The sequence below is a fragment of the Streptomyces sp. NPDC039424 genome (genome assembly GCF_055639495.1).
Genome location: NZ_JBVKAI010000012.1, coordinates 121,130 through 147,358, shown reverse-complemented (window position 1 = coordinate 147,358; position 26,229 = coordinate 121,130). Strand labels below are relative to the sequence as shown.

Sequence of the window (26,229 nt, the reverse complement as noted above, 5' to 3'; positions counted from 1 at the left end):
CGCGGCAGGAATACGGCTGTTGTGTGCCCAAAACAGTTGGTTCGTCGTTGTACGGAACGCCCGCAGCACGTAAGGGACGGACCTGATCGCAGATGATGAGAGAACATTCGGTGCTTGCCATTCGCACCGCACGCCGCGGTGAGAGCAAGGATCTCAACCGGCTGTCAGACATCGCCATAGGAGGTCGCCCCTCCTTGCGGCAGCCGGAGGACCAGCCGCTTGGAACGATCGTGGATCGTTATGGTGGCGAGTTCTCTGTACCCCCGTTCGGACAAGCGCGAGCCGTGGTGGCCGAGAGGGAGTCGGCAGGTGGACCATGCGGGCTGGCTTTCGTCACTCCCCCGGTTCGCTTGATGCGCCAGCACACTGAGCACGGACGTTCCGCGCTGCGTGCTCTGGCCCGGATGCTGGCAGAGATTGACTTGCTGGCCGTCGACGCCGACGTCCGCCGACAAGGAGTGGGCAGTGCACTCCTTGATGAGACCGAGGGGTGGTTGGCAAACCGGGGGTGCCGCGTGGTAATGGCGAAGATCGCCCGCGGGGAGTACGGAGTGATGCGCTGGTACCGCCAGCGCGGATACCGCGTAGCAGCGCAGGGGGAGCCCTTCCGGGTGTGGCTTCCAGGCCTCGAGCTCTGCTGCGGCGACGGCGATGACGGCTACCAACTGGCGCTGAAGGGACTGGGCGTCTCACTGCGTCGAGCCCGACAGGGAGTGGACACGTTCGTTACGGTCGAGTCTGGCCAGCCCAGTACCAGCAGTTCATCTCTCGCGGAGCGGTAGACCAGGTCGCGACGACACTGCCCAGTACATGTCGGCTGCTCGTTCGGCGGGGGCAACGCAGAAGGGGCCCGCAAGCGCAGGCCCCTTCTACTTCTGGTAGCGGGGACAGGATTTGAACCTGCGACCTCTGGGTTATGAGCCCAGCGAGCTACCGAGCTGCTCCACCCCGCGTCGGTGATGCCACTCTACATGGTGGATCATGCGGGACTCGGGTCGGGCGTCAGCCGCCGCGGACGACGTCTTCGGCCTGGGGCCCTTCTGGCCCTAGGTGGCTGTGTCAGTGCCTGCGGGCAACACGGTCAAGCCCCGCTTCACCACAGGGCGGAGGGGCGGCGGGTGCCTGGCGTGTTCGAAGGTCGTGGCGGCGGCGACCCGCCGGGCCAACGTCTCGCTCCAGGCCGAGGCGGAGATGCGGGCGGTAGGGCTGGAGCCGTTGGAGCCGTGCCCGGGGACGCTCGTACGATGGAAGAGTCGGCACGTCGCATGCGGGCGGGTCGTCTTCCCGGTCCACCACCTGGCGAAGTACGGGCGCGGGGTGTGCCGCCAGTGTTCAGGCAGTCCCCTCGTCGAACCTCACCAGGCCGTGGCGAGGCTGACAGTTCTGGGCTTCAAGGCCTTGGAGCCGTACCCGGGACGACTGCAGGCCGTGTGGCGCATGCAGTGCAGCACCTGCGACACCGTGGTCACGAAGGCACTCCAAGGCGCGGGAGGGTGCCGCCTGTGCCGTCCCTTCGGCACGAAGCACGCGCTGCCCACACTCGTGAACGTCCTGCATCACCCGCGCTGGGGCGCGGTGAAGGTGGGGATCACCAACATGGGAACCACACGGCTGGCCGATCACCGGCGTGATGGCTGCCTGGTGATCCGGACGCAGTATTTCGAGTTGGGCGCGGACGCCTACGACGTCGAGCAGGCGGTGCTGTACCGGCTACGCAACGAGATGGGCGTTCCGCCGTTTCTCGACACCGGTCACATGCGCCACGGCGGGGCCACGGAGACCGCGGACGCCGACCTCGCCTCTCCACTGAAGCTGTGGGACCTGGTATGTCAGGCACGCGACGAGATCGACTCCGAGGCCGCCTAGGACCCGCCGCTGCGCATCGTGGTCCTGGTGCGCGACTGGACGCGTCCCCCGAGACGAAGGCCAGCTTCGCGCAGGGCAATGAAGAGCAGCTACGCGTCGTCCTCCTCGTCGTCGGGACGTTCGAGGTCCTGGTTCAGCGCACGCAGCAGCGCGTGGGCGAGGAGGATCGCCGGCAGCACGAACTCCGGACGGTAGGTGTCGGGCGAGGCCTCGTGCGCTCCGAGGTGGCGGTTGAAGGTGTCCTGGGTGGCGCCGGGCCCGAAGGTGTTCCTCATGCCCGCCAGCACCAGGTAGTGCTTGAACTGCAGCAGAGTGAGGTCGCCCCAGCCGTCCGCATCGTCCAGGGCACTGCCGATGGTGCCGTGATGTCCGTTCTTCGTGTACGTCACTTGCGGGAAGGAGCGCCGGATCCAGGCGTTGCCGTGCCTCTTCATCGCGGTCTCGAGCACGTTGCCCGCCAGGGCCTGGGCGCCCTCGTCGAAGCCGGCCCGCGCGGTGCGGGTAGCAGCGCTCAACATGGTGACCATGCCGGTGAGCTTGAGGTGGGTGACGATCTGGAGGCTGGCGTCAACGTCGTCGAGAACGTCCTCGCGGCGCTCAAGCAGGAGGGCGTAGCGCTCCGGGCGGGTGCCGAGGGGGAGCAGAGCTTTGACGATCTCGGTCCGCGGTGCCCACGCGAGGGACAGACCGTCGTCCTCGCCCATCTCCGGGATCGCGAAGAGGTCCTTGGTGTCGAGGCCGCTGAGGTTCGCCGGCAGGAAAAGGGCCGCTGCCGCAGCGAGTTGGTCGAGCAGTTTGCGGGGCAGCGACACGCTGCGCACGACGTCGTTGATCTGGCGGTGCCAGTCGTAGATGTCGCTGAGATCGCTTTGGAGAGCCAGGACGGGCGCGGCGATCGCCCGATACCGGCGCTGGGCGTCCAGGGCAGCCTGATACGCCGCGTTGGCCGGTCCCATGGCCTCCACGATCGAGCGACGGGTGGACTCGAGCATGCGGAGTTGGCGGCGGAGCGGTTCCAACTGCTTGTCGTAGGAGTTGAGCCAGGCCGCGGTCTGCCTGGCGGACTTCATGAGCCCGGAAAGGCCGATGTCGCCGGCGCCCTGCCGCGGCTCCGCTTCCTGTTCCTGGTCGAAGTCTTCTTCGCCGTCTTCTGCGCCCGGGGTGTCCTCGTCGTTCATGCACTCATGATCCCGGCTCCGGGTACGGGCGGGCACTCACATTTGTGGCTGCTGAGCCCTGCACGAGGTGCCGGTTCCGGTCACGCCGCCGATCGACCGGTCACCCACGTTCCTGTGCCCGCAGGGGCGTCGGAGCACCCACTCCGGCGGGGTGCACCTCCAAGCCGCTGTCGGCATTCAGCACCGGATGACGGCCCGGGTAGGTACGCCGCGCCGTCTCCAGGTCGCGTTCGTCGAAGTCACCGGTGAAAACGAGCACGCCGTGAATGATCTGCACCTTCTGTGCTGCGGTCGGTCACCGGCTCAGTCGTGCCTCCGTGGCCATAGGGACCTCAGCTGGTGGTAGGTCTGGGCCAGGCATGTCGCCTTTCCTCCGGCATCAGCGGTCAGCGGGTGAAGGCGTCGCGGTTCGCATTGGCCATGAAGCTGCGGTGCCGCTCGTCGTTGGTGCGGCCCCACTTTCCGTTCGAGTAGTACACGAAGTAGCCCGTGGTCGGGTCGCGGAAGTCCATGTTGCAGCCACCGCGGATGTGATCGCATAGGCAGGTGCACGTCTTGTGATCGACTTCCCAGCCCAGCCCGGTCGGCCCGTCACCTAGAAGGCGGATCAGTTCAGGGCAGGGCGGGCCGTCGGTGGCCTCCAGCCGGAAGCCGCCCATGGAGCTCCATGCGTCGGTTGCGTTGATCTCTCCCGGTCCTGCGGTGGCACGGATACGGCGCAGCAGGGGGGAGAAGATGGGTGCCGGTTTCACTGGGAAGGCGCTGGCTGCGGTGTGGGTCGCTCGTTCGTCCGGGGTCCAGTCCGCGTGGTCTTGCAGGAGCTGGTAGTCGTTGCGCAGCAGGTCGGTGACGCGCTCCCACCATCGGGGGTTGAAGCCGGTGAGCAGGATGCGGGCCGGCGTTGCCGGGCGGTACAGGCAGATGCCGCCGTGCTCGCGACGATAGCGGAGGCCGGCTACACCGGAGACGAGGTTGTGGGGGTCACTGCTGTCGTCCGCGACCGAGCGGGGAAGCAGCATGTCAGCCCAGTACCGGATCACGTACGGTTCGGCCAGCATCCGAATGCCGAGCAGCTCTGGTTCCGGCCGGACGCTGACGATCCCCAGGGGGTCGTGCGAAACCCCGCCGATCTTGCAGGCGGCGAGGAACACGGCGGCTTCTAGTTCCGCCTGCTCGGGATGGCGCGCTGCAGGGATGGCCAGCGCTTCTCCTGCGGAGCTGACCAGCGGGTGCAGAGATTGATGGGATTCGCCCGTGCAGCGACGGCGGTCCTCAGTCGCGGCCAGAGCTGTCTGGTGGCTCATTGATGCCTGTCCCGCGCCGGCCGGCCCCCGTCGATCGGCGCTGTGTCTGCGTGGTTGTGCGTCCGATGCCGTGCGTGGTGACACTTCTGGCCGGTCCTCGGCAACGGAGCTTGCGGGGGCGTCATCCGTCGCGCGGCCGGGCGTTCACAGGCCCGCGCTGATCCAAAGACACCACCCCATATCAGGTCAAGCCGACACGACACGGAAAAGCAGACCAAGAGTGTCAGTGCTGCGTTCGTAGCGTGTTCATGGGGCCGGGCGGCCTGCGTCCCGTCCCGCGATCATTGTTCGGCTCACCCGCACAGCCGGAAAGTCACACAGGACTGCGCGCCGCCGTAAGCACCCAAAAGCCCCGGCTGGACGGGGGAGACCAGCCGGGGCCGTAAGGCGGTGACATGCGGAGGGCGGTCGCCTCTCGGCGGAAGGCTCCATGGGGCTTCAGCCGGACGATCGTCCCCAAGGGCTATAGGTGAGGCCCGGGGACACTGTCCCCTCCGCGAGCCACGTGTAGGTGAACGGTCAACCGTCTTGGGTTGTTCCCGCAGAGCCCGGAGGCCCGGTGTGAGCTGGGGAACACTCCTACGGGGAGGCTTAGTTGAGGTAGTCGGCGACCATGGCGGCGAATTCGTCGGGGGTGGCCAGGCGGATGCCGAGATCTTCGGCCTTGGCCCGCTTGGATCCGGCGCCTTCCCCGGCGACCACGAGGGCGGTCTTCTTCGACACGCTGGAGGAGGAGCGTCCCCCGGCCCGCTCAATGAGTTCGTTCATCTGGTTGCGACTGAGCTGCGCCAGCGGTCCGGTCATCGTGCCGGTGACCACCACCGTCATCCCGGCGAGCGGACCGCCAGCCGGAACACCACCAGGGTCCTCGCCGACCCCGGACGTGGCCTCACCAAGTACGGATGGGGGAGTGGCACCGGGTTCGCTCATGTTCACCCCGGCCGCTGTGAGTTTGTCGATCAGCCCGACGAGTTCGGCGAGTTCGGCGACGATCGCGGGTGCCTTCTCGGCGCCGATACCCTCGACCTGCTGCAGGGCGTCCGCGTCGGCGGCACGGATGTTGTCCATGGTGGTGAAGTGCCGGGCGATACGGCGGGACATGGAGCGGCCCGTGCCACGGACGCCGAGCGCGCACAGCACCCGCGACAACGGCCGTGTCCTGGCCGTGGCGAGCGCGGCCAGCAGATTGTCCGTGCTGGTTTCGCCCATCCGTTCCAGCCCGAGGAGCTGGTTGCGGGTCAAGGTGAACAAGTCGGCGAGATCCGTGACCAGGCCGGCCTCGACCAGTTGGACGATGCGGGTGGCGCCCAGGCCTTCGATGTCCAGCTGATCACGGCCCGCGGCGTAGGAGAGGGAGGCGACCAGGTGGCAGTTGCGGCCCTGCTCGCACCGCCAGCGTTCCTGGCTGGTGTCGATGCCGGAGCCGCACCGCGGGCACACCTCGGGGAAGACGATCGGCTGCTCGTCGCCGGTGCGCAGGTGGGCGACGGGGGCCTCGATGCGCGGGATGACGTCACCGGCGCGGTGGACCATCACGTGGTCGCCCAGACGAAGGTCACGGCGGGTGATGTCCGCCGGGTTGTGCAGCGTGGCGTAGGTGATCGTGGAGCCGTCGATCTGGACCGGCTCCAGAACGCCACGCGGGGCGATGATGCCAGTGCGGCCCACGTTCCACTCCACTGCCAGCAGCAGGGTGATCTTCTCGACGGCGGGCAGCTTGTAGGCGATCGCCCACCGCGGCGCCCGTGACCCGGATCCGGCGGCCTGCTGATCGGCGGCCAGGTCGGCCTTGACGACGATGCCGTCGATCCCGAACGGCAGCCCGGCGCGCAGCGCGGCGATCTCCTGCACCCGGCTCAGGACCTCGCCGGTGGTGGCTGCGGTGATGCCGGGTACCGCTGTCGTGGCGGTGGTGTTCACTCCCAGCTCTGCGGCCAACGTCATCAGCTCACTGTGGGCGAGGCTGCCCAGCCGGTCGGCCAGGGCGTCGTCGGTGTCGGGCAGCGGCAGTAGGCCATAGCCGAAGAACGTCATCGGGACCGTGTAGGCGCGGTCCTTGGCCCGCAGGGTGCCGGCGGCCGCGCCCCGGGGGTTGGCGAAAGGCTGCCCGCCATGCGCGGTACGCACCTCGTTGGCGTGCTCAAACTGCGCGTTCGTCATGAGCACTTCGCCGCGCACCTCCACGCTGACCGGCTGGGACAGCGTTTCGGGCAGGCCTTCGACGGTTCCCATCGCGTGCGAGACGTCCTCCCCGGCCGTCCCGTCGCCGCGCGTGATCAACCGGGTCAACCGCCCGCGGGTGTAGCGCGCGGCGATGGCGAGTCCGTCGAGTTTCGGCTCGACGCAGAAGCGTTCCGTCTCGTGTCCGATCCGGCGCGCCAGCGAGGTCGTCCAGGCCGTGAACTGCTCGGGCGAGAACACGTTGTCCAGGCTCAGCATGGGCACCGTGTGCGGCACGTCGCCTTCCACGGCACCGCCGGCGACCTTCCCGGTCGGCGAATCAGGCCGCACCTGATCGCGATGATCGGCCTCCCACGCGGCGATGCCCCGCACCAGCCGGTCGTAGCTGTCATCGTCCAGCGGGGACGTGCCGTCCGCGTAGTAGGCGGCCGCGGCCTTCACCACGGTCTCGACCGCCTGCGCGTAGGCAGCGGCATCCACGATCTGCGCAACTGGTGTCGTCATGCCCGTCATCCTGCCTGCCACCACTGACAGTGATACTCCTAGCGGCTTCCGGCGGTCGTGGGCACCCACCGGAGCCCGCCTGTCAACAAGCAGGCGCTGGCCCGGCCGGCCGGAGAGGACACGCAGTCGGCTCGCCTCTGCCGCGCATCCTCCCCGGCCGTCGTGAACGGTGGGCTGTCACAGCCGCAGGAACAGGTACAGCGCGGCCCATGCGCCCAGGCCCAGGGACAGTGCAGGGACGAGCGCGGGCGCTTGCACGGCGACGAGGACCACAAGACCGGAGCCGAAGAGAGCGACGGCGAGGGCGGTGCGGTTGTCGGGGGCAGGGGACACGGACGGCCTCCAAAGTGTCGGTGCGGCTGGCCGGTTGGCGAGCCGCACCGACTTTCGAGGGCCAGGGGGTTAGCCCCGCAACTCCGTGCGGATCCCCTGCAGGTCGGTCAGTCCTCAGCTGTCTCCTTGAGGACGTCAAAGGCGTTTGGCACGCTTTCGTCCCGACCGTCCCACGAGGGGTGGGGGGCCTCCAAGGCGCTCGGGGCGTCTTCGTCCCAGGGGTGCTGGCCCTCGGGGGGAGCTGACGGCTGCGGTTCTGGCGATTTCCGGGGCCGCCCACGGGGCGTTTCCGCAGGCCAGTGCTCGTTGAGCAGGTTCAGGAAGCTGTCTGGGTCGGCGACCAGGGCGTTGAGGCAGGCGACGACGAAGGCCTTCATCTCGCGGCCCCGATCGGTCAGTTCCTTCTGGGCGTCCGCTTTGAGTGGGGCGGGTGGCCGCACGGTCAGGGGTGGGTCGCGGTGCTGGCTACTCATACGGAGAACCTTCCATCAAGTGGCTTGCCACTTTCAAGGCCAGGGGCTACCTTAAAAGTGGCAAGCCACTTTCTTGGAGGGGGATTGCATGGGCACCGACCCAATCACCAACGCCGAGAGCCGCACGGCCAGCGGGCTCAAGATCGAGTTCGCCCCCGCGCTGTCCGGAGACGCGGAAGTCAAGCCGGGCGTCGGCTATCTCCAGCCCGGTGGCCTTGTCGTGCACACCGGCTGGTCGTATCCGCGGCACGGCGAGACGCCGGGACTGCGCCAGCACCCCGCCTACGAGGGCGGCAGCGTCCAGTGCTGGCACATCTCCACCCCCTGCGGGCACCGCGCGACCCGCTTCCGTTACCTCACCCGACCGGATGCGGAGGCCGCGGCCGCGCAAGTGGCTGCCGCGCTGCCCGGGGGCGTGTGGCCGCGCGAGGCCGACGCCGCGGCGCTGCTGCCGCTCGCACTGCAGGCATCCGAGCAGCCGGTGCTGCTGCCGCTCACCCACCAGGGCAAGCCCACCTGGGGTTCCGGCTTCGGCGGTGACCTCGCCAGCTTCTGGATGCCCGACACCCGGGACGAGTACGAGCGGATGATCGCCGCGCACGGCCGGATCCCGAGGAACTGCCAGGCGTGCGCCCGGACTGTGCGCGCGCAGAAGAAGGCGGGCTGGGGGCTGCGGACCAATCACTGGCCCGTGTGGTCGGTGCACGGTCGCAGTGGCGCAGACCGCTACGTCCGTCCCCACTGCCTGTGCACCGTCTGCATGCGCGTCCAGGTACGCATCGGGGCCGTCAAGCCCATCACCGACGAGCACGGCGCCACGACCACGGGCTCCTGCGCCGTCTCCCCCTGGACCGACACGAGTTCCGTCATCGGCGCCGTGGTGCGGGAAGAGCGGCCCTGCGCCTGGTTCCAGTACTTCCTGAGTGACGCCGGGTGCGTGGTGACCGGCGAACGTTCCGGCGTGGGCCTGTGGCCGACAGGTGTCCGGCACGACGACGCCCTGTTCTGCGAGACCGGAGAAACCGGAGCGCTCGACCTCGACGGCATCACTCACGACTCCTGACGAGACCAGCCCGGCGGAACCAACCCCGGGCTGATCCATATCCACGCACTCCTCGTGGTGCGCCATCAGCCTCCCGGCGCAGCGCAGCCAGCTTCTGGGAGGTATTCCGATGACAGGAAGGAAGACCCGAAATGACGAACAAGGACGTGGCCGTACCGGAGGTCGAAGTGGCCCGGTACGCGGCGCCGCAGATCAGCGTCTCGCCGGTGACGGAGGTGGTTTCGCCGGAGCCGCTCGACGGGCGCTCGACGCCGGGCCAATACCAGAAGGTGCTGCTCGACACCCGGACCGGTGAGCTGCGGTTCCACGAGAACACGCGACACCTGGAGCCGTGGAACCCGGCCTGGAAGTCGAGCACCGACGTGCCGCGCGAGACGTGGAGCCGTTGGTACCCGGGAACGGGCTTCTTGCCCAACGGTCCGCACATGTGGTTCGGGCCGGTACCGCAGTTACTGTCCTGGACGGTCGACTCCGGCGTCGAAGAACTGCCCTACCTGAACGTCGCGGCCGCCAACACACTGCTTCAGGAGCTGACCCCTCTCGCGCAGGACCTGATGGACGGCCTGTTCGACAGCGGTGGAGACCTCGACTGGTCCGCCGACTCCGCCCGCGCCGGCCGCACCATCCAGCGCCTCGTCTCGCGCCACCGGAAGGCCGCAGGTCCCGAAGCGGACAGCGACCTGGTCGACTTCGGCGTGATCGTGACCCGCTTCCCACAGGTGTACCAGCCGGAGCTGCTGCGCCACCCCCTGGACAAGCTCGCCAGGGGCTGCGAGTGGGTCACCCGGTTCCTCGGCTGCAACGACCGTTGGCACGAGGAGATCAAGAAGGTTTTCGGGATCCCGCACCACGACGGGAGCGGCATCAACCTGCAGGTGCTGGGCGTGCGGGCCTGGTACCGCACGGTCCTCATGAACGGAGACCACCGGCCGGCGCGGAAATTCGCAGACTGGGACGCCCAGCACGACCGCCTGGCCGCTGGTGAGATCACCTCCACCACCACGGACGCCGAACTGGCAACCTGGACCGCCCACGAGGAGGACCGCGCCGCACGTCACGGGTGGCGCCTGCTCGGAACGCAAGCGGCCGCCGCCGGCTACCGGGAGTACCTGCGCGCCCTGGAGTGGGACCGCCTGGCCGTGGTCGGCGCAGACATCGCATGGCTGGAGGGCGAGGCCGATCTCGTGGACGCCGAGCTGGAGCCGAAGCACGCCGAGCGCATGACGCTGGTCACCGCGGCGATCGGCTGGGGACGCAGCGACAGCGAGATCGCCACCCGTGCCAGGATGCCCCGTCCTATGGTCTTGACGCTGCGAGAGAACAGCGCCAGGCCCGGGAGCCAGCAGAAGTAAAGCGTGCCCGGGACTGCCGTTAACAGCCCCGGACACTGGATCATCGTCCCATCCGGAGCCCCGCCTCGTGCGGGGCTCCGGCCGTTGACCGGTTCGTTCCCGCGAGCCGGGAACAACGCGGCAGTTGCCGAAGGCTCGTCGCAGCCTGCCGTCTTCAAGTACTCGGCAGGGGTGCGGTTCAGTCGCTTTCCGGCTCGTACGACTCGGGCACGTAGTCGTCGAACGACGGCTCGTCGGGCGCATCAAGCTGGGCGTACAGTCGCGCTCGCGTCGTCACGTCCCGCAGGTTGACCAGGCCGAACGCGGCCTCGGTAAAGCCGGCATCGAACCCGAGGAAGAGTTCTTTGCCGGGCAGCTCGTCGATGGACCACTTCTTCCTCTTGTTCTTCGGATCGAGCGGGCCCCTCTGTGCGACGAGGTCGGTGAAGGATGCCTCGTCGAGGTGCTCGATGGTGTTGCGCAGCATCCTCAGTTGATCGTCCGATTGCTCGCTGCCGCCGGCGATCTCCTGGTAGGCCCGCGACCAGCGCTCCATCTGGTATGCCGACATGACGAGCCGGTAGCCCCGGACCCAGACGTCCTCGAGCACCCGTGCGAGATCATCCTCAGTGGGTGACCATTCCTCGCCGTAGTCGATCGCCCGGTCCGTCCAAACGGCTTTGCTCGCGGCTTGGTAGTAGCTGTGTGCGTCACGCTGGACGGATCGCGCCCACAGGGCCAGCATCCGTACCACGAGGCGGTCGCGTGCATCCGCGACGTCGGCCGGTGGTTCGAGCGAGGAGGGCCCCTCAGCGTCGGGCGGCCCGGGCAGCAGCACACCGTGTCCGTCAGGCGGAATACGGACGGGTCGGCGCGCGTCCGGCCTCCAACCCGTCGGCGGTGTCCAGTCGTCGGACGGTGGCGGCCACCCATCCGGTGGCGGCCACGAGGGGGGAGCTATGTAGGCCATCCGTACATCATCGGCTCACCTCCGCCCGAGGAGACCGTGTGTGCGAGACGTCGCGCCGACCGGAATCTGCAAGGCCTGCGGGACGTGTCGGGTCAGGCGTTCGCCGCGGCGACAGCCGCGCGGAACTCCTGCGTCATCAGTGCGACCGAGCCGCGCTGGATGGGAGCCTCGCCCGGTTCGCCTGACACCTTGGCCACCGCAGCACTCATCCGCTCGTACATCGCCGCGTCGACCACAGCCCGGTACTCCTCGGGAACCTCCCGCCTGTCCTGAATGGCGATCATCGTGCCGAAGCGGGTGCCTATCCACCCGATCGTCTCGACCTTCCAGTCGAGCTGTCGGGCCGCCTTGCGCATCGCGGCCCTGATCAGTTCGACTCCGCCTAGTCCGACGGCCTCCTCGTCGTCCAGGTTCACCTGGTAGGAGCCGCCGTAGCCGCCGGCCCCCTCGGGACAGGAGCGGCGCAGCAACGGGACCACGGCCTCGGCCATGGCAATGCAGCGCGGGTCTTTTGCGTAGGAAGCCATCGGCGACATCGTAGGGCTGCCCAGGCGCGATGAGCCGCCGCTCGGTGGGGCGTTCACTCAATGAGGACCGATCCGAGCGCGTGACCGGCGAGTTCCGTCGTAGCAGGCGGCCGGGATCTGCAGGCACGCGCGGCGCCACTGTGCACCGGCCCGCCTGCTACCACCCTGCTACCATGTGGGTGTGACTTCCACGAAGAAGCAGACGCAGGTCCGGCTAGACGAGGACGTCCTCGCGGCCGGCAAGGGCGCAGCGCACGCTCGCGGGCTGGACTTCAACAAGTACGTGGAGCGGCTCATCATCGAGGACACCACCGGCGCCCGCGCCGCCGGCATGACGGCCGCCCAGCGGCTCATCGATGAGCACGGCACGTTCCTCGACGACCTGGAGCGGCAGCTCGACGCCCCGTACGACCAGCAGCCGGGCGCCGCCGCGTGATCCTGCACGTCGACGAATCCTGGATCCTCGAAGTAGCAGAACGGGCCGGGCACCGCGACCCGGCCGCCGACGATTACGGCGTGCCTATCGCCGCCGTCGCCCGCCACCGCGGCGAACTCCTCGACACCCCCGTCTACGACGGCGCGTTCGCCCGCGCCGCCGCCCTGGTGCACACCCTGGGCCGCTGCCGGTGGCTGGAGCGCTCCAATCTCACCGTCGCCTGCGCCGTCGCCGTCATGTACCTCGAGGCCAGCAACATTCCCGTCACCCCCACCCGCGAACAGCTCACCGCACTCGCCCACGAGCTGAACAACCCCCGCTGCACCGCCGACCGGATCGCCTCCTTCCTGCGCACCTGGAAACCCTGACTCCGACCGGCCGTTGATCGAATTCGGGCCGCGCCAGGTCAGTGGGCCGGGAGAGAATGGTGGCGTCTGGGTGCGCGGCGAGCCGCCCGCGTGGGGGAGGAGTGCCGGAATGGCGCTGGATTGGGACCGGATCGGCGCGGGAGACAGTGAGGCAATCCTGCGCCCCCGGGACATCTACGCGGGGCTGGCCAACCGTCCATGGGCCTATCTGCGCCACGAGCAGGGCGAGGTGCTGGACGAGTGGTTCGACCACCGCCGGAATGACCGCGATGTTGTGATCAAACAGAACACCGGCGGCGGCAAGACCGCCGTCGGCCTGCTGATCGCACAGAGCACCCTGAACGAGGGCATCGGCAAGGCTGTGTATCTGGCCCCGGACAAGTACCTGGTCCGACAGGTCCGCGAGGAGGCCGCGAGGCTCAGCATCGCCACCACGGACGACCCGCAGGATCCGGCGTTCCTCGCCGCGCAGGCCGTACTGGTGACGAACTACTACAAGCTGATCAACGGCAAATCGGTGTTCGGTGTCGTCGGTGACGGGCGCGAGCCGATCGATCTGGGGATCGTCGTCGTCGACGACGCGCACGCCGCCCTCGCAACGGCGGAGGACCAGTTCCGGCTGCGGGTGCCAGCAAGCCACGAGGCGTACCAAAAGCTGCTGGACCTGTTCGCCGAAGACCTGCAGCACCAGTCAGCAAACGCGTGGGCGGAGCTCCAGGCCAAGGACCCCACCGCGCTGGCGCCGATTCCATTCTGGGCGTGGGCGGACAAGAAGGCCCGGGTCATGGAGGTCCTCCACCCCCACCGGTTCCACGACGACTTCAAGTTCGCGTGGCCGCTGATCGCCGAAGTGCTGCACCTGTGCACCGCGACGGCCACAGCGAAGTCGGTGGAGATCAGGCCCTCCTGCCCGCCGATCGACCGCATCCCCTCCTTCGTGCGCGCGCGCCGGCGCGTCTACCTCACCGCGACGCTCTCCGACGACAGCGCCCTCGTGACCGACCTTGATGCCGATCCCGCTCTCGTCACCCGGCCCGTCACTCCGGGCAGCGCGGCTGACCTCGGAGACCGGATGATCCTGGCGCCGGTCGCGCTGAACAGGGAACTCGACTCCGAGGCCGTACGGCAGCTGGCCCGTCAGTTCGCCGACGGAGACCGGGACGGCGACGGCGTCGCCGAGGACAAGCCGGTCAACGTCGTGGTCCTGGTGCCCAGTGAGAAGGCTGCGAAGGCCTGGGAGAACTACGCCGACCGCACCTACCGGGTCGGCGACCTCGCCGTGGGTGTCAAGCAACTGCAGGCGGGCCACGTCGGCCTGGTGGTCCTGGTCAACAAGTACGACGGCGTCGACCTGCCCGGAGACGCCTGCCGTCTGCTGATCCTCGACGGGATTCCGCGTCCTCTGGACGCGGTGGAGCGGCGTGAGGCGGTCGCGCTGGCCGACAGCTCGGTCCGCCTGGCCCGGGAGGTCCAGCGAATCGAGCAGGGCATGGGCCGCGGCGTGCGCGACAGCGAGGACTACTGCGCCGTGCTGCTGCTCGGTGCCAGTCTCGGTGTCGCCATCCACGAACCGCGTCATCTGAGCCTGTTCTCGCCCGCCACCCAGGCCCAGCTCAAGCTCAGCAGCGACATCGCGCGGCAGATCAAGGGCGAGGGCCTGGACTCCGTGCGCCAGGCCCTGCGTGCCTGCCTCGCTCGGGCGCCTCAGTGGACGGAGCGCAGCCGGCGGGCGCTGGCCGAGGTGCGGTACGCCCCGCGCGGGACGGTACGACCGGAGGCCGTCGCTCTGCGTGAAGCGTTTGACCTGGCGGCAACCGGACGGACTACCGCGGCGGCCGATCGCCTCCAGCGGACCGTGAACGACCTCGACGACAAGCCGCTACGGGGCTGGCTGCAGGAACAAAAGGCCGCCTACCTGCACGTGACGGATCCCGTCGCTGCCCAGAAGGTCCTGGCCAGCGCGTTGGACGAGAACCAGTTCGTCCTGAAATCCGCGGGCGGCGTGGAGCCGGCGCAGATCAAGGCGGCGGTCGTGCAAGCCCGCGAGGCCGCTCGGTTCCTGTCCGCCGAGTACGGCGACGGTGTCAACCTGGTCCTCGGCGTGAAGGCACTGCTGGAAGAGGTGGTGTGGGGCGATGAGGAACGTTCCGATGACGCCGAGCGGGCATGGGAGCGCCTGGGCCGCCACCTCGGGTTCGTGAGCACCCGGCCGGAGAAGCTCTACGGCACGGGCCCGGACAATCTCTGGGCGCTGTCGGCCGCGCGGCAGGCCGTGATCGAGCTGAAGACCGGGTGCGTCACCGACACGATCGCCAAGAAGGACGCGGACCAGCTCGGGGGCAGTGTCCGCTGGCTCAACAAGCACAACCCCGAGGTGAAGGCCCTGCCCGTCATGGTGCACCCCACCCGCGTCTGCGATGCCAAGGCCACCCCGCAGCCGGGTATGCGCGTGGTGACGCCGGCCAAGTACGAGCTGCTGACGCAGGCGGTCGTCCAGTACGCCGTCGCGCTCGCCAGCGACCTGGGGCGGTGGGGCGACGAGCAAGCCGTCGCCGAGCAGCTCGCTCACCACAAGCTCACGGGCGACCGCTTCTTCGACACCTACTCCGAGACCGCGCGAACCAGCCCGTGACCACGTACCTCGCTTGAGCGAACGAGCACCTGGTACGTTCGCTGGAGACATAGAAGGGGCACCCGCCGTCCCCGCGGCCGCTGCCCCTTTCTTCTTGCCCGAACGGCTTCGGCCGGGGCTGGACCCGCTGGTACCGTCGCTCGTATGGACCAGAACGGACCCCAGGTGCCGCCTTTCGCGCCGGAGGAATATGAGCGCGTCACAGCGGCCGCTCACCTCCTCGGCAAGTCCCCCGAGGACTTCGTCCGCGACGCGGCGCTCGCGGCCGCCGACGACCCCTTCGTCAAGGCCCTCGGTAAGACCCGCGACCGCGTTCCGCAGCTCGCCGACGTCTTCGCCACCCAGGACACCCGCGCAGCCGACACCGGCACGGCCACCTGGCCCGACCCTGCGCCCATGAGCAGCCGCGACCTTTACGAGAGCCAGCAGCACGGCAACGCCGCGTGACCCGGTTCCTCACTCCGCAAGAGCTTCTGCAGATCGCGCAGACCCTCCCGAGCGACCCGGCCTGTCTCGACCTGGGTGTCCTGGACGCCGCCTGCGCCCGGGTCCAGGCCCACTACATGGGCCGCGACGTGTACGGGAGTGACTGGCTCAAGGCCGCGGCCATGATGGAGACGCTTGCGCTCCACGAGCCGCTGGAGGCGAAGAACGAATTCTTCGCGTGGCTGGTCGCTGAGACCTTCCTCAACACCAACGGCCAGTATCTGAACTACGAGCCGAAGGAGGCCCTCGCGCTCGTCATGCGATCGAAGCACAAGGGCGCCCGGGTCCAGGAGGTCGCCGCACAGCTGCGTGGCTGGTCCACCGGCTGAGGCCCTTGGCCGCAGCCGGGTCTACCTCTTCTTGTCATCGTCGGGCACCGCGAACGTGATGGCCTGCTCGTTGTCCGCCTTCTCCGCGGCACTCAGGCGCTCGATCTTGTACTTCTCGTCCAGGACGCGGGCCTTCAGCCCCCAGGACAGAGCGCGGGCCCGCATCCCGTTGTCCCCGGTGACCACCGTGACCGGGGCCGGGGCGATGGCCTGCTGTAGATAGCAGGCGCGCGCGACGATCTCGTCGTCGTTGTTCGGCAGCCGCACGTGTCCGGGCTCGTCCCGCAGAACGTCGATGACGGTCTCCCCGTTGTTGACGACTGCTCGGCTATCCGTCTCGATCTGGGTGAGTACCTGTTCCAGGAGCGCGAAGACGGCGCGTGCCCGCTTCCGGACACCGGTGTCGTGGGTGTCGTACGACTTCTTGTCGATCTCGTCGATCACGACGTGCGGGATCATCACGGAGGTGCCCCGGCCGAAGAGCTTCTGCCAGGGAATCTTGTCGAACCGCATGTAGTGCAGGAGGTCGTTGGTGTCGAGCACGACGGTTCGCCCCCTGTGGCCGGTGAACCGGTCGAGGGTGAGCCGGAGTTCGTTGGCCAGGTCCATGAAGTAGGTGCGCAGTTCGCTCAGTTCAGTGTTGATCAGGAGCGTCCAGCGTTGGGGCGTGAACTGGCCGTGCACGATCGCGTTGTACCGCTCGCCCCGCAGCCGGGCCGCCACGGACCGGTCGGCGAACGCCTCCAGGAGCTCGGCCGCGGCCCGCAGCGTCCACTGGTCGTACTCGCGCACCACGCGGTTGGCGGCCTGCTCCCAGTCCTCCTGGGACATGCTCGGCACGGCATTCCCGAAGAAGTGCGGGACGCTGTTCTGGACGTCGTTGAGCCCCTGATGGGTCAGGCTTTCCAGCAGCTTGATCGCCTGCTCACAAGTGGTGCCGGGCTTCAACAGCATGCACGTGCTCCTCACGGTGCGGACCGTCCGCAACATCCGAACGGAGCTGAGCTTAGGCTCCGTCCGGTGGAAACGTTCTGGATCACCGCGATGGCCGTCCTGTGGGGTGCTGGCACGGGCCTGCTCATACCGCGCGCCGCGTACCGGCTCTCCGTGCCGCCGGAGCAGCCGTGGCGAACGGACTGCCCGGCGGGGCACCCTCTCGACGGGATCGGGGACGGGTGGCTGGGGCGGGCCCGCTGCACCGACCGGGATACATTTGGGCCGAGCACGCCCACCATCGCCCTGGTGATGGCCGTGGTCTGCGCCGTGCTGGCGGTGGCCACCGGCAGCCGTCCCGAGCTGTTCGTGTGGCTGTTGCTCGCGCCGATTGCCGTGCTGCTCGCCGCCGTCGACTTCGCGGTGCACCGGCTGCCCGACGTCGTCACCCTGCCGCTCTCGGCGTCCGCGCTCGCCGGGCTCGGAGGGGCTGCACTGCTGCCCGGTGCCGGCGGCAGTTGGCGCACCGCACTGCTCGGCTCTCTCACGCTCGGGGCCTGTTACCTCGTGTTGTTCCTGATCAACCCCAGGGGCTTCGGCTTCGGTGATGTGAAACTCGCACCTGCGCTCGGGGCCGTCCTGGGCTGGTACGGCTGGGGAATCCTGCTGATCGGCACCTTCGCCGGGTACCTGTTCGGCGCGGTGTACGGCGTCGGCCTCATCCTCGCGCGCCGCGCCGGGCGCAAGACGACGATCCCGTTCGGCCCTTTCCTCCTGGCCGGCGCGTTCGTCGGGATCCTCTTGGGCTCCCACACCCAGTGACTACGGAACGACTCGCGGGTCAGTCGAGATCGAACGGGGGTGGGGCAGTGGAGAAGTCCCGGAACATCTCCAGCGTCCACGTGACGTCGGCGAGGTCCTGGGCGGCCCGGGCCTCATGAGCCTCCAACAAGGCGATCTCGGCCTCCAGTACGTCGGCCGACAAGCTCTCCGCCCACGCGATATGCGCCGACGTCTCCTCGTCGACGCCGCCAGTGTGCCGCAGCGGCGAGGGCCTGGTCAGTCCCTCGATCGATGTGACGGGCACCCCCGCGACGATCTCCCTATGCGCTCAGCTGCAGGAAGTCCCGCACAGCCCGGACGTGACGGTGAGAAGACAACTCGTCTCGCAGGTCATCGAGCGCGTCCGACGGACGGGAGGAGTTGAGGGTGACGTTCTGTGTGAAGGCGTCCGTTGCAACGGCGCAAGCGGCGTCCAGGTCACCCAGCCGGAGATGGGCGCGGGCGGTTCGGGTGAGATAGAGGACGTGGTCGCGTGCGTATCCGTCGGCCGAGTACTGGACATGGCGCGCCTGCTCGAAGTGGGTCAGGGCGCGACGCGGGTCGTCGAGATCGAGTGCGGAGGATCCAGCAAGCATCTCGATCTCGCCAGGGTTGAGCCAGTACGACCACGAAGGGTCGTCGTCGTGAGGGCCGCGGGCGTATTCAGTCCGTGCGGCGTCCAGCTCCCGCCAGCACCCGGTACGGTCGCCCGTCTTGGACAGAGCCCGGGCGGCACGGGCGTGGAGCATCGACTTCACACGCGGGGTGGAGCGCCGCACGGTGGCGTCCTGGGCTGTGCGGACCAGGGCGACGGCGTCTTGGGGGTTCCCCTCGGAGTAGACCTGGATCGCCATGAAGGCAAGGGTGTTGGCGCCGACCTGGTGGTCGCCGGCACTCGCGGACGCACGCAGCGAGGTGACGTAGAAGCGCTGGGCGCGGGCGTGTCGTCCGGAGTCGAACTGGAGCCAGCCGCACATACGGGCGGACTCTGCGAGCAGGGACAGCAACCGGTGCTCGAGCGGTCCGTGCTGCCCGGTCTGCTTGGCGAGCCCCTCAAGGAGGTCGTACTCGGCGACAGCTGTCTGGCGAAGCCGGGCGCCACCGAGGACGTCGTCGAGCCGGCGCAGGTCGTCCAGGCGCTGCTCCAGGGTGTCCAGCAGCGCCCGAGTGAGGCGGGGGCTCGTGGGAGTGCTGCCGGCCAGGACATCGGGTACGGCTTCGGCCGGTTCGGTTAGTGCGAGGCTCCAGCTCGTCGCCAGGCCGGTCAGTGAGGCTCCACTGGCGATGAGAAATCCCCGTCGATCCTGCATGGAGCCTCCCCGGGTGGCAGCGGCTACTGCTGCCACGGTACCCGCCAGGGTCCAGGGGCTGTCGAGAACGGGACGGTCATCGGGGAAGGCGAGCAGCAGAAAATCCGGCCAGCCGAGCTCGGTGACGGCCTCGCGGGGGATGCCGTGGAGACGGGCCATGGCATACCGGGCGGGCATCTCGGGGGAGTTGACGCCGTTCTCCCAACGGGAGACCTTCTGCCGGCTCTTGGCCATCCGGCCGTAGCCGAGGGCGAAGTGCACGTCGTCGAGGCGGTCGAGGTACCCCTCGCCGGTCAGCCCGAGTTCGGCGCGCAAGGCGGCCAGCGGGTGAGGTAACAGCTGGTCGGACATCGTGGGTCCCCCTCCACACGCACTTCCTGATGCTCCGTCACGGTAGCCAGTCGGGCACGTGCTGTGCAGAACTTCGGCGCACGGTCCGCAACACCTCCGCAACAGCCTTTTCCTTCCCGGCGGTGGGGTGCGGGCGGTGACATGAACGGCAACCCCCTGATCTCCGAGCGAGGAGGGAGTGCCCATGCCCGATCCGAAATCGCCGCTGGTCTCCGTGGTCGTCAGCGCCCGAGGCAACACCCAGCACGTACGGAACCTGCTGGACGCCCTGGCCCGGCAGACGCTGCCGATCGCGCAGTTGGAAGCGGTCGTCGTGGACAACGACCTGCCCGGGCCGGTCCGGCCGATCGCGGACGCGGTCCGCGACGGCGACTGGCCGTTCACCGTACGGGTGCTGTACGAGCCGACCCCCGGGCTGAGCGCGGGCCGCAACCGCGGCATCTGCGCGGCCCGCGGCACGTACATCGCCATCACCGACCCCGACATCACCCCCGAACCCGGCTGGCTGCAGGCCCTCGTCACCGCGATCGAGGAAGAGAAGGTGTTCGCCGTCGGCGGCCGCACCCACGTCACCTACCCGGGCGGCCAGGTCACCGCGCTGACGAAGGCGCTACGCGAGTGCCACGGCGCGGTGGACTGGCCCGAAGGCCGGGAGATGGCCGTATGGCCGTACTGGGTCACCGGCTGCAATCTGCTCTTCGACCGGCAGACCGCGCTCGACATCGGCCTCTTCCGCACCGACCTCGGGCGCCGGGGCCGGTGGATGGGGGACTGCGAGGACCTCGAGTTCATCGACCGGGCCCGCCAGGCCGGCCACCAGACCCTCATCGAACCGGCCGCCATCGTCTCGCACCCCGTCTACCGCCCGGAAACGACTCTCCGCTACTTCGTCCGCCAGGGCGCCGGGCACGGCGTGTGCGTCGCCCGAATGCACCTGAGCGTGACGGTGGAGCCCGCCGCGATCCAGGCCGACCGCGAAGCCGTGCACGCCGCCGTCATCAACCTCGCCGCAGGGTGGACCTTCCTGGACCGCTCCCGCGCGGTCGAAGCCGCCCGCGACCTGGTCCGCATCGGCGCCTACCACCTCGAACGCGGCCGGCTCCGGCTGCGCGGCTGCCGCCCCATAGCTCTTGCCCAGCACGCCCCGACGAAGGAGTCCCTCGCATGGAAGTGATCACGACCACCGGCCTGTCCGCCGCCTCCGCCCTCTTGGGTGTCGAGGTCGTCGAGCGCAAGGGCGCCGGTCACCCCGACACCCTCGCCGACGGCGTGGCCGAGGCCATCTCCCGCGCCTACAGCCGCTACTGCCTGGATGAGTTCGGCGCGATCCTGCACCACAACACCGACAAGACGTCCCTGCTCGGCGGGGCCGCCGACGTGCGCTTCGGACACGGCGAGCTCACCGCGCCCGTCCAGGTCCTGGTCAACGGCCGCATCACCGCCGCCCTCGGCGACCACGCCATCCCGGTCACCGACATCGTCACCACCGCCGCGCGCGACTACCTCGCGAGCGCGCTCCCGCTGCTCAACGCCGAACGGTGGGTGGAGGTACGGACGCGACTGACGCAGGCCTCCAGCCCCGGAGCCGTCAGCGACCCGGCCACCGCCCAGCGGGGAGCCTCCCGGCAGCGATGGTTCGCCCCACGCAACCTGGACGACCTTGCCGAACGCCACCGACTGTTCAGCAACGACACCTCAGCCGGGGTCGCCTCCTGGCCGCTGGGCATCGGCGAGCAGCTCGCCCTCGGCATCGAGGAGCAGCTCACGAGCGAGGCGTTCCGCGCCGAACACCCCTACTACGGCACGGACATCAAGCTCATGGTCGTCCGGCACGGCCCGCGCGTCCAGCTGACGGCGTGCGTGCCCCAGATCGCCCAAGAGATCCCCGACCTGGACAGCTACATCTCCTGCCGCACCCTGGCCCGCGACCTGATCACCGACATCGCCGGCCGGATCGCGCCCGAGCATCAGGTCACGGTCTCCATCAACACCCGCGACGACGACAGCCGTCCCGAGCTGTACCTGACGGCGACCGGCTCGTCGATCGAGTCCGGTGACGAAGGCGTCGTCGGCCGCGGCAACCGCGCCAACGGACTGATCAGCATGCTGCGGCCCTGGTCTGCCGAGGGCGTCTCCGGCAAGAACCCCGTCTACCACGTCGGCAAGCTCTACAACCTGGCTGCCGCCGAGGCCGCGCGCCGGCTGCACGAGGAGACCGGGCTGGACTGCGCCGTCGCACTGGTCTCCCAGTCCGGCCGGGACCTGACGGACCCCTGGCAGGCGATCGTGCAGACCTCCGGCCCCAACCCCATCGGTGCCGGACGCGTCCGGCAGGTGATCGCCGACGTGATGGAGGACCTGGGCATGCTGCGCGAGCAGCTGCTGGACGGAAAGCTGGCCACGGCATGACCGCGGCCGCCATCGACGACGCCGCGCGGTTCGTGCCCTGCCTCAATCCGGCGACCGTCTCCGGCCTCCCGCTGCCGGAGTTCCTCGCCCTGGCCGCGGGCGCCGGATTCCCCACGGTCGAGGTCTCCATCCAGCAGGCCCAGGCCCACGGCACCGGGCCGTTACACGAGCTGCTCGTGGAGATGGGCGTGAGCGTGGCGGCCGCGAGCGGCATCCTGCCCGCCGGGCCCGTCCTGCCCGCCCCGCTGCTGGTCGACGAGGTCACGTACGAGGCCTGCCTGAACGGTCTGGACGAACGGCTGAAGGCCATGGCCGCGCTGGGCTGCACGGTGGCCACGACCGTCCTCAACCCCCGCTCCCCGCTCGGCACCGCCGAGGCGCGGGCCGTCGCGCGGCAGCGGATCGCCCACCTGGCCACCGCGGCCGCCACGTACGGCGTGCGGCTCGCCGTCGAGGCGGTCAGCATCCGCACCGGGCTGCCGCCCGAGCTGGACGGCCCGCACCCGGTCGCAGGCACCCTGCCCCAGCTCGCCGAACTGCTCGACGAATCCGGTACGGACACCGCGGGGCTGCTGGTGGACTCCTTCCACTGGGCAGCCGCCGGCGCCGACTCAGCCCACCTCACCGCGCTCGGCGGTCGCATCACGCACGTGCAGATCGCCGACACCCCCACCGGCCGTCCCGCCGGCGAACTCACCGACAGCCAGCGCCTCTTCCCCGGCGACGGCGCGCTGGCCTGGCCGTCCTTCGCTGACGCCCTGGCCCGGGCCGGATACGCCGGGCCGGTGAGCGTGGAGCTGTTCAACCCCAACCTGCGGGCACTGCCCGCAGGAGAGATCGCCCGCCTGTCCCACCACGCGGCCACCCACTGCTTCACCCTCGCGGAGGCACCCCGATGACCCCCACCACCGTGCGGCCGTGGCGGCTCGCCGTCGCCGGATGCGGCGCCGCCGCCTTCGGCCTCCACCTCCCCCTGCTCACGGCATCCGACGCGTTCGACGTGATCGCCGTCGCCGACCGCGACCCTGCCCGGGCCCGCACCGCGCAGAGGCGGTTCGCCGTGCCCCGCACCGCGACCCGCATCGGCGACCTCCTGGCCGACGCCGACGTGCTGGTGATCCTCACCGGCGTGCACGACTCCCTCATCGAGGAGGCCCTCGACGCCGGCGTCGCGGTCGTCACCGAGAAACCGGTCTGCCTGGACGCCGTCCGCACCCGCAAGCTCGCAGCCCGGGCCAAGGACGCGGGGCTCCTGCTGGAAGTCGGCGCGATGCGCGCCCACGACCCGGCAGTGCACGCGGCCCTCGCCCACGTTCCGGAGCCCACCGGAGGCTGGCTGGTCAAAGCCGACGGCGTCGATGAAGCCACGCGCCGCCGCCTGCTCCCGCCGGGATTCGCGCCTTACACCTTCGACCAGGACCCGCCCCAGCCCGTTCCCGAGCACCTGGACGCGCACCAGGTGACGGCGCTGCAGGTCCTGCTGTGGCAGGGCTACCACCTGCTGACCGCACTCGTACTGGCCGTCCCCGGCATCACCGCCAGCGCGTGCCGCCTCGATCCGGCCGGGCAGTCCCTCCACGCGCTCCTGGAGGGGCCCGCGGGGGAGCCGTTCACCCTGGTCATCAGCGCGACCCCGGCCGGGGTCTTCCGCGAACAGATCCACCTCGCCGACACCGTCGAGGCCGCCACCATCGACTTCGCCCGCCCCTACGAGCCGACCGCCACCACCCAGCTCACCACTGCCGACGGCACCACCAGCGGCTTCGACGACCCGTTCGCCGCCATGTGGAACGCCGTCGACGCCCGCCTGTCCGGGCAGCACCCCGCCGACCTGCCGACCAGCGCCGACCTCGCGCTGCGCGTCGAGGAACTCGCCCTCGCCCTGGCCGGCCTCGCCCGACCCGGCACCCGCACACGGAAGGACACCTGATCGTGGCCCACGACGCCCCCGTACTGGTCCTTGATGGCCCGCCCGGAGCGGGCAAGACCTCCCTGCTCGCCCGCATGGTGTGCGCCCTGGGCGACGACACCGTCTGGTTCAGCGAGCCGAACGCGCGTCTCGCCGCAGGCCTGTCCGCGCCTGTGCACCCCAGCCCGGCCGGACACTCCCTGTGGTTCCTGCGGCATGAGCTCGCCAAGGCCCGCGCCATGCGGCGCCTTGCCGCCGACCAGGACACCCGTCTGATCATCTCCGACCGCAATCACCTCGGAGCCCTCGCCTACTGCTACGCGACCCGGGCCGAGGACTCCCTGCCCTATCGCACGGCCCGCGACTTCTACGCCCGCCGCATCGCCCCCGAACTCCCGGAGACGGTCCGCACCGCGATCCTCCTGGTCAGCCCCGACCAGAGCCTCACCCGCCGGGGCAAGGTCGCCGAACTCCCCAGGTGGAAGCAGTGGTTCGACGAAGGCCTCCTGGAGCGGCTCCACACCTTCTACACGGACATCGCGCCCACGCTGTGCCCGATCCCACCGGCGATCATCGACACCGACGGCGCCACCCGCGAGGCGGTCCTCGCGCAAGTCGCCGGTGTGCTCGCGGACGCGGGCCTCGACCAGACCGCGCGGCGCCTCACCTCCGCACCCGCGCCCACCGCGCGGCCGGCCGTCGACGAGCAGTTCGTCGACGCCTACACCCAGCTCGGCGGGCTGGAAGCCTTCGGGCACCCCTTCACCCCGGCCATCGCGCACCGCGGTGGCACCGTCCAGCTCTGCCAACTCGGCGCCCTGCACCGTGACCCGGCCGGACACACCCGGCTGTGGAACCCGCTCGCCGCCCACGACAGGAGGGCCGCCTGATGAGCAGCAGCACGCCGTGCGTCGTCGGGATCAACGTGGGTCACGACGGCGGCGCCGCCCTGATCACCGACACCGTGATGGTCGCGATCAGCGAGGAACGCCTCAACCGCAGCCGCTACAGCCCCGGATGGGAAGCCTCGCTCCTGTACTGCCTGCGCGCCGCCGGCCTCACCCTCGCCGACATCGACCTGGTCGCGGTCAGCGGCATCGGCAAGACCCCGCCTGCCCGGACCGAGACCGGCCTCGCTCACCTCGGCATCGACGGCGAACGGATCCTCCCTGTCGACCACCACCTCAGCCACGCCTACACCGCCTACTGCCTCAGCCCGTACGAGGAGGCGACCGTGCTGGTCGTCGACGGAGGCGGCAACAACAACGACACCGAGACCTACTACCGGGCTACCCCCGACGGGATCGAACGCCTGGGCGGCAACCCGTCCACCCGGCCCCGCGCGGGCGGGATCGGCGCGACGTACGAAGCGTTCACCAACTGGCTGGGCTGGCACGAGCAGGAGGCCGGCAAGACCATGGCGCTCGCCTCGTACGGCGACTCGTCCCTCTACCTCGCCCCGCTCTTCGATGTCGTCGACACCCAGGTCTACGGACGCCTCACCCGTACCCACGCTTCCGGCGTCGCCGATCTCGCCGAGCGGACTGGCTTCGACTTCGGCCCGTACGACAGCCGCGGCGCGCACGAGCTCGGAAAGAACGCGGCGGCATACGTCCAGGCCGAGACCGAGCGTGCCCTGTGCGCGCTCGCCGAGCAGACCATCGCCGCGACCGGGCTGGGCAACCTGTGCTTCGCCGGCGGCGTGGCCCTCAACTGCGTCGCCGCCGACAAGCTTCACCGCCTGGACACGGTCACCGGCTACTTCGCCCCGCCTGCCGCCAGCGACCGCGGTCAGGCCCTGGGCTGCGCCCTGTATGCCTGGCACCGGCTCACCGGAGACCTGCCCCGGCGGCCTCTGTCCAGCGACTACTTCGGCCGCGACTACACGAGCGAGGAGATCGAGCAGGCCCTGCGCCGCGATCCGCGCTCCGGTCTGGTCGAACGCCGCCGGACACCGTTCACATGGCGGCGCGAGAGCGACATCGCCCGCACGGCCGCCCAGATGATCGCCGACGGGAAGATCATCGGCTGGTTCCAGGGCGGCAGCGAGCTCGGACCCCGCGCACTGGGCGCCCGCAGCATCCTCGCTGACCCCCGCACCACAGCCAGCTCCCACGCCCTGAACGAAAGGATCAAGCACCGCGAACCGTTCCGGCCATTCGCCCCGAGCGTCCTCGCCGACCACGCCGGCGCCTGGTTCGATCTCGACGTGCTCAGCCCGTTCATGCTGCTCGCCCCGCCTGTACGCCCCGACCACGCCGACAAGATCGCCGGAGTCGTGCATGTCGACGGCACCGCTCGTGTCCAGACCGTCGACCCGGCCGCTGCGCCCGCCTACGGGGCGCTGATCGAGCACTTCCACCAGCTCACGGGAGTGCCCGTCGTCCTGAACACGTCCTTCAACGACCGCGAGCCCATCGTCGAGACTCCCGCCCACGCGCTCGCCACCTTCCAGGCGTGCGATCTGGACGCGGCGTGTATCGGCTCCTACCTCGTCGAGCGGTCCTGACCCCC

General features: G+C 69.6%; 27 protein-coding genes and 1 tRNA gene. 16 read left to right on the top strand and 12 right to left on the bottom strand.

Going from position 1 to position 26,229, the window contains the following annotated elements; translation table 11 throughout:
- Positions 1-92 precede the first annotated feature (92 nt).
- Positions 93-782 (top strand): GNAT family N-acetyltransferase, encoded by a 690-nt coding sequence (locus tag ACZ7L0_RS27430; RefSeq protein ID WP_471245232.1) that lies wholly within the window; start codon positions 93-95, stop codon positions 780-782.
- A gap of 94 nt (positions 783-876) precedes the next feature.
- Here ACZ7L0_RS27430 and ACZ7L0_RS27425 read toward each other — a convergent pair.
- Positions 877-953, bottom strand: a tRNA-Met gene (locus ACZ7L0_RS27425).
- A 484-nt stretch (positions 954-1,437) separates the two neighbouring features.
- Here ACZ7L0_RS27425 and ACZ7L0_RS27420 point away from each other — a divergent pair.
- The gene (locus ACZ7L0_RS27420) at positions 1,438-1,866 is read left to right on the top strand and encodes a hypothetical protein (protein ID WP_471245231.1); all 429 of its coding nucleotides are present in this window, start codon (positions 1,438-1,440) and stop codon (positions 1,864-1,866) included.
- 89 nt (positions 1,867-1,955) lie between these two features.
- Here ACZ7L0_RS27420 and ACZ7L0_RS27415 read toward each other — a convergent pair whose 3' ends face one another.
- The 6 genes from ACZ7L0_RS27415 to ACZ7L0_RS27390 all read right to left on the bottom strand — a co-directional run bounded on the left by ACZ7L0_RS27415 (position 1,956) and on the right by ACZ7L0_RS27390 (position 7,839).
- Positions 1,956-3,044 (bottom strand): hypothetical protein, encoded by a 1,089-nt coding sequence (locus ACZ7L0_RS27415; protein WP_471245230.1) that lies wholly within the window; start codon positions 3,042-3,044, stop codon positions 1,956-1,958.
- A 100-nt stretch (positions 3,045-3,144) separates the two neighbouring features.
- Positions 3,145-3,303: a hypothetical protein gene (locus ACZ7L0_RS27410; RefSeq protein ID WP_471245229.1), complete on the bottom strand. Its 159-nt coding sequence runs from the start codon at positions 3,301-3,303 to the stop codon at positions 3,145-3,147.
- A gap of 127 nt (positions 3,304-3,430) precedes the next feature.
- Entirely contained in the window at positions 3,431-4,348 is a 918-nt protein-coding gene (locus ACZ7L0_RS27405) for a hypothetical protein (RefSeq protein ID WP_471245228.1), read from the bottom strand.
- A 591-nt stretch (positions 4,349-4,939) separates the two neighbouring features.
- A complete protein-coding gene (ligA, locus tag ACZ7L0_RS27400; protein WP_471245227.1) occupies positions 4,940-7,033 on the bottom strand; it encodes an NAD-dependent DNA ligase LigA in 2,094 nt (697 codons plus the stop codon).
- A gap of 177 nt (positions 7,034-7,210) precedes the next feature.
- Positions 7,211-7,366, bottom strand: coding sequence for a hypothetical protein (locus ACZ7L0_RS27395; RefSeq protein WP_471245226.1), 156 nt, complete (start codon positions 7,364-7,366; stop codon positions 7,211-7,213).
- A 107-nt stretch (positions 7,367-7,473) separates the two neighbouring features.
- Complete coding sequence (locus ACZ7L0_RS27390; RefSeq protein ID WP_471245225.1) at positions 7,474-7,839, bottom strand: hypothetical protein; 366 nt, start codon at positions 7,837-7,839, stop codon at positions 7,474-7,476.
- 88 nt (positions 7,840-7,927) lie between these two features.
- On the opposite strand from ACZ7L0_RS27390, the gene ACZ7L0_RS27385 reads away from it, so the two are divergent.
- Together ACZ7L0_RS27385 and ACZ7L0_RS27380 are read left to right on the top strand one after the other, a co-directional pair.
- On the top strand, positions 7,928-8,902 hold the full coding sequence (locus ACZ7L0_RS27385; protein WP_471245224.1) for a hypothetical protein: 975 nt from the start codon (positions 7,928-7,930) through the stop codon (positions 8,900-8,902).
- A gap of 131 nt (positions 8,903-9,033) precedes the next feature.
- On the top strand, positions 9,034-10,254 hold the full coding sequence (locus ACZ7L0_RS27380) for a hypothetical protein (RefSeq protein WP_471245223.1): 1,221 nt from the start codon (positions 9,034-9,036) through the stop codon (positions 10,252-10,254).
- A 178-nt stretch (positions 10,255-10,432) separates the two neighbouring features.
- Here the strand turns inward: ACZ7L0_RS27380 and ACZ7L0_RS27375 are convergent, their stop codons facing one another.
- Positions 10,433-11,071 carry a hypothetical protein gene (locus tag ACZ7L0_RS27375; RefSeq protein ID WP_471245222.1) on the bottom strand — a complete coding sequence of 213 codons (639 nt, stop codon included), beginning with the start codon at positions 11,069-11,071 and terminating at the stop codon, positions 10,433-10,435.
- A gap of 224 nt (positions 11,072-11,295) precedes the next feature.
- A complete protein-coding gene (locus tag ACZ7L0_RS27370) occupies positions 11,296-11,730 on the bottom strand; it encodes a hypothetical protein (RefSeq protein ID WP_471245221.1) in 435 nt (144 codons plus the stop codon).
- A 181-nt stretch (positions 11,731-11,911) separates the two neighbouring features.
- Between ACZ7L0_RS27370 and ACZ7L0_RS27365 the strand changes: the two genes are divergently transcribed.
- From ACZ7L0_RS27365 to ACZ7L0_RS27345, 5 genes are all read left to right on the top strand, one after another.
- Positions 11,912-12,166 carry a type II toxin-antitoxin system CcdA family antitoxin gene (locus ACZ7L0_RS27365; RefSeq protein WP_471245220.1) on the top strand — a complete coding sequence of 85 codons (255 nt, stop codon included), beginning with the start codon at positions 11,912-11,914 and terminating at the stop codon, positions 12,164-12,166.
- Complete coding sequence (locus tag ACZ7L0_RS27360; protein ID WP_471245219.1) at positions 12,163-12,534, top strand: fic family toxin-antitoxin system, toxin component; 372 nt, start codon at positions 12,163-12,165, stop codon at positions 12,532-12,534. Before ACZ7L0_RS27365 ends, ACZ7L0_RS27360 begins: the two co-directional genes overlap by 4 nt.
- Before the next feature lie 109 nt (positions 12,535-12,643).
- Positions 12,644-15,166 carry a DEAD/DEAH box helicase gene (locus ACZ7L0_RS27355; protein WP_471245218.1) on the top strand — a complete coding sequence of 841 codons (2,523 nt, stop codon included), beginning with the start codon at positions 12,644-12,646 and terminating at the stop codon, positions 15,164-15,166.
- 144 nt (positions 15,167-15,310) lie between these two features.
- Positions 15,311-15,613, top strand: coding sequence for a hypothetical protein (locus tag ACZ7L0_RS27350; protein ID WP_471245217.1), 303 nt, complete (start codon positions 15,311-15,313; stop codon positions 15,611-15,613).
- Entirely contained in the window at positions 15,610-15,981 is a 372-nt protein-coding gene (locus ACZ7L0_RS27345) for a fic family toxin-antitoxin system, toxin component (protein WP_471245216.1), read from the top strand. The genes ACZ7L0_RS27350 and ACZ7L0_RS27345 overlap by 4 nt, the downstream gene beginning before the upstream one ends.
- A gap of 21 nt (positions 15,982-16,002) precedes the next feature.
- On the opposite strand, the gene ACZ7L0_RS27340 is transcribed toward ACZ7L0_RS27345, so the two are convergent.
- Positions 16,003-16,935: a PIN domain-containing protein gene (locus tag ACZ7L0_RS27340; protein WP_471245215.1), complete on the bottom strand. Its 933-nt coding sequence runs from the start codon at positions 16,933-16,935 to the stop codon at positions 16,003-16,005.
- A gap of 90 nt (positions 16,936-17,025) precedes the next feature.
- Here ACZ7L0_RS27340 and ACZ7L0_RS27335 point away from each other — a divergent pair, with 90 nt between their 5' ends.
- Positions 17,026-17,736, top strand: a complete 711-nt coding sequence (locus ACZ7L0_RS27335) for a prepilin peptidase (RefSeq protein WP_471245335.1) — start codon at positions 17,026-17,028, stop codon at positions 17,734-17,736.
- Between the two features lie 19 nt (positions 17,737-17,755).
- On the opposite strand, the gene ACZ7L0_RS27330 is transcribed toward ACZ7L0_RS27335, so the two are convergent.
- Together ACZ7L0_RS27330 and ACZ7L0_RS27325 are read right to left on the bottom strand one after the other, a co-directional pair.
- The gene (locus ACZ7L0_RS27330) at positions 17,756-18,001 is read right to left on the bottom strand and encodes a hypothetical protein (RefSeq protein WP_471245214.1); all 246 of its coding nucleotides are present in this window, start codon (positions 17,999-18,001) and stop codon (positions 17,756-17,758) included.
- Positions 18,002-18,017: 16 nt separating this feature from the next.
- Complete coding sequence (locus tag ACZ7L0_RS27325) at positions 18,018-19,397, bottom strand: transcriptional regulator (protein WP_471245213.1); 1,380 nt, start codon at positions 19,395-19,397, stop codon at positions 18,018-18,020.
- A 184-nt stretch (positions 19,398-19,581) separates the two neighbouring features.
- On the opposite strand from ACZ7L0_RS27325, the gene ACZ7L0_RS27320 reads away from it, so the two are divergent.
- The 6 genes from ACZ7L0_RS27320 to ACZ7L0_RS27295 are packed head-to-tail and all read left to right on the top strand — an operon-like array spanning position 19,582 to position 26,224.
- Positions 19,582-20,571 carry a glycosyltransferase family 2 protein gene (locus ACZ7L0_RS27320; RefSeq protein ID WP_471245212.1) on the top strand — a complete coding sequence of 330 codons (990 nt, stop codon included), beginning with the start codon at positions 19,582-19,584 and terminating at the stop codon, positions 20,569-20,571.
- The gene (locus tag ACZ7L0_RS27315; RefSeq protein ID WP_471245211.1) at positions 20,562-21,806 is read left to right on the top strand and encodes a methionine adenosyltransferase; all 1,245 of its coding nucleotides are present in this window, start codon (positions 20,562-20,564) and stop codon (positions 21,804-21,806) included. Before ACZ7L0_RS27320 ends, ACZ7L0_RS27315 begins: the two co-directional genes overlap by 10 nt.
- A complete protein-coding gene (locus ACZ7L0_RS27310; protein WP_471245210.1) occupies positions 21,803-22,705 on the top strand; it encodes a sugar phosphate isomerase/epimerase family protein in 903 nt (300 codons plus the stop codon). The genes ACZ7L0_RS27315 and ACZ7L0_RS27310 overlap by 4 nt, the downstream gene beginning before the upstream one ends.
- Complete coding sequence (locus ACZ7L0_RS27305) at positions 22,702-23,736, top strand: Gfo/Idh/MocA family protein (RefSeq protein WP_471245209.1); 1,035 nt, start codon at positions 22,702-22,704, stop codon at positions 23,734-23,736. The genes ACZ7L0_RS27310 and ACZ7L0_RS27305 overlap by 4 nt, the downstream gene beginning before the upstream one ends.
- Positions 23,737-23,738: 2 nt before the next feature.
- Positions 23,739-24,605: an AAA family ATPase gene (locus ACZ7L0_RS27300; RefSeq protein ID WP_471245208.1), complete on the top strand. Its 867-nt coding sequence runs from the start codon at positions 23,739-23,741 to the stop codon at positions 24,603-24,605.
- Positions 24,605-26,224, top strand: coding sequence for a carbamoyltransferase family protein (locus ACZ7L0_RS27295; protein WP_471245207.1), 1,620 nt, complete (start codon positions 24,605-24,607; stop codon positions 26,222-26,224). The genes ACZ7L0_RS27300 and ACZ7L0_RS27295 overlap by 1 nt, the downstream gene beginning before the upstream one ends.
- Positions 26,225-26,229: the final 5 nt, after the last annotated feature.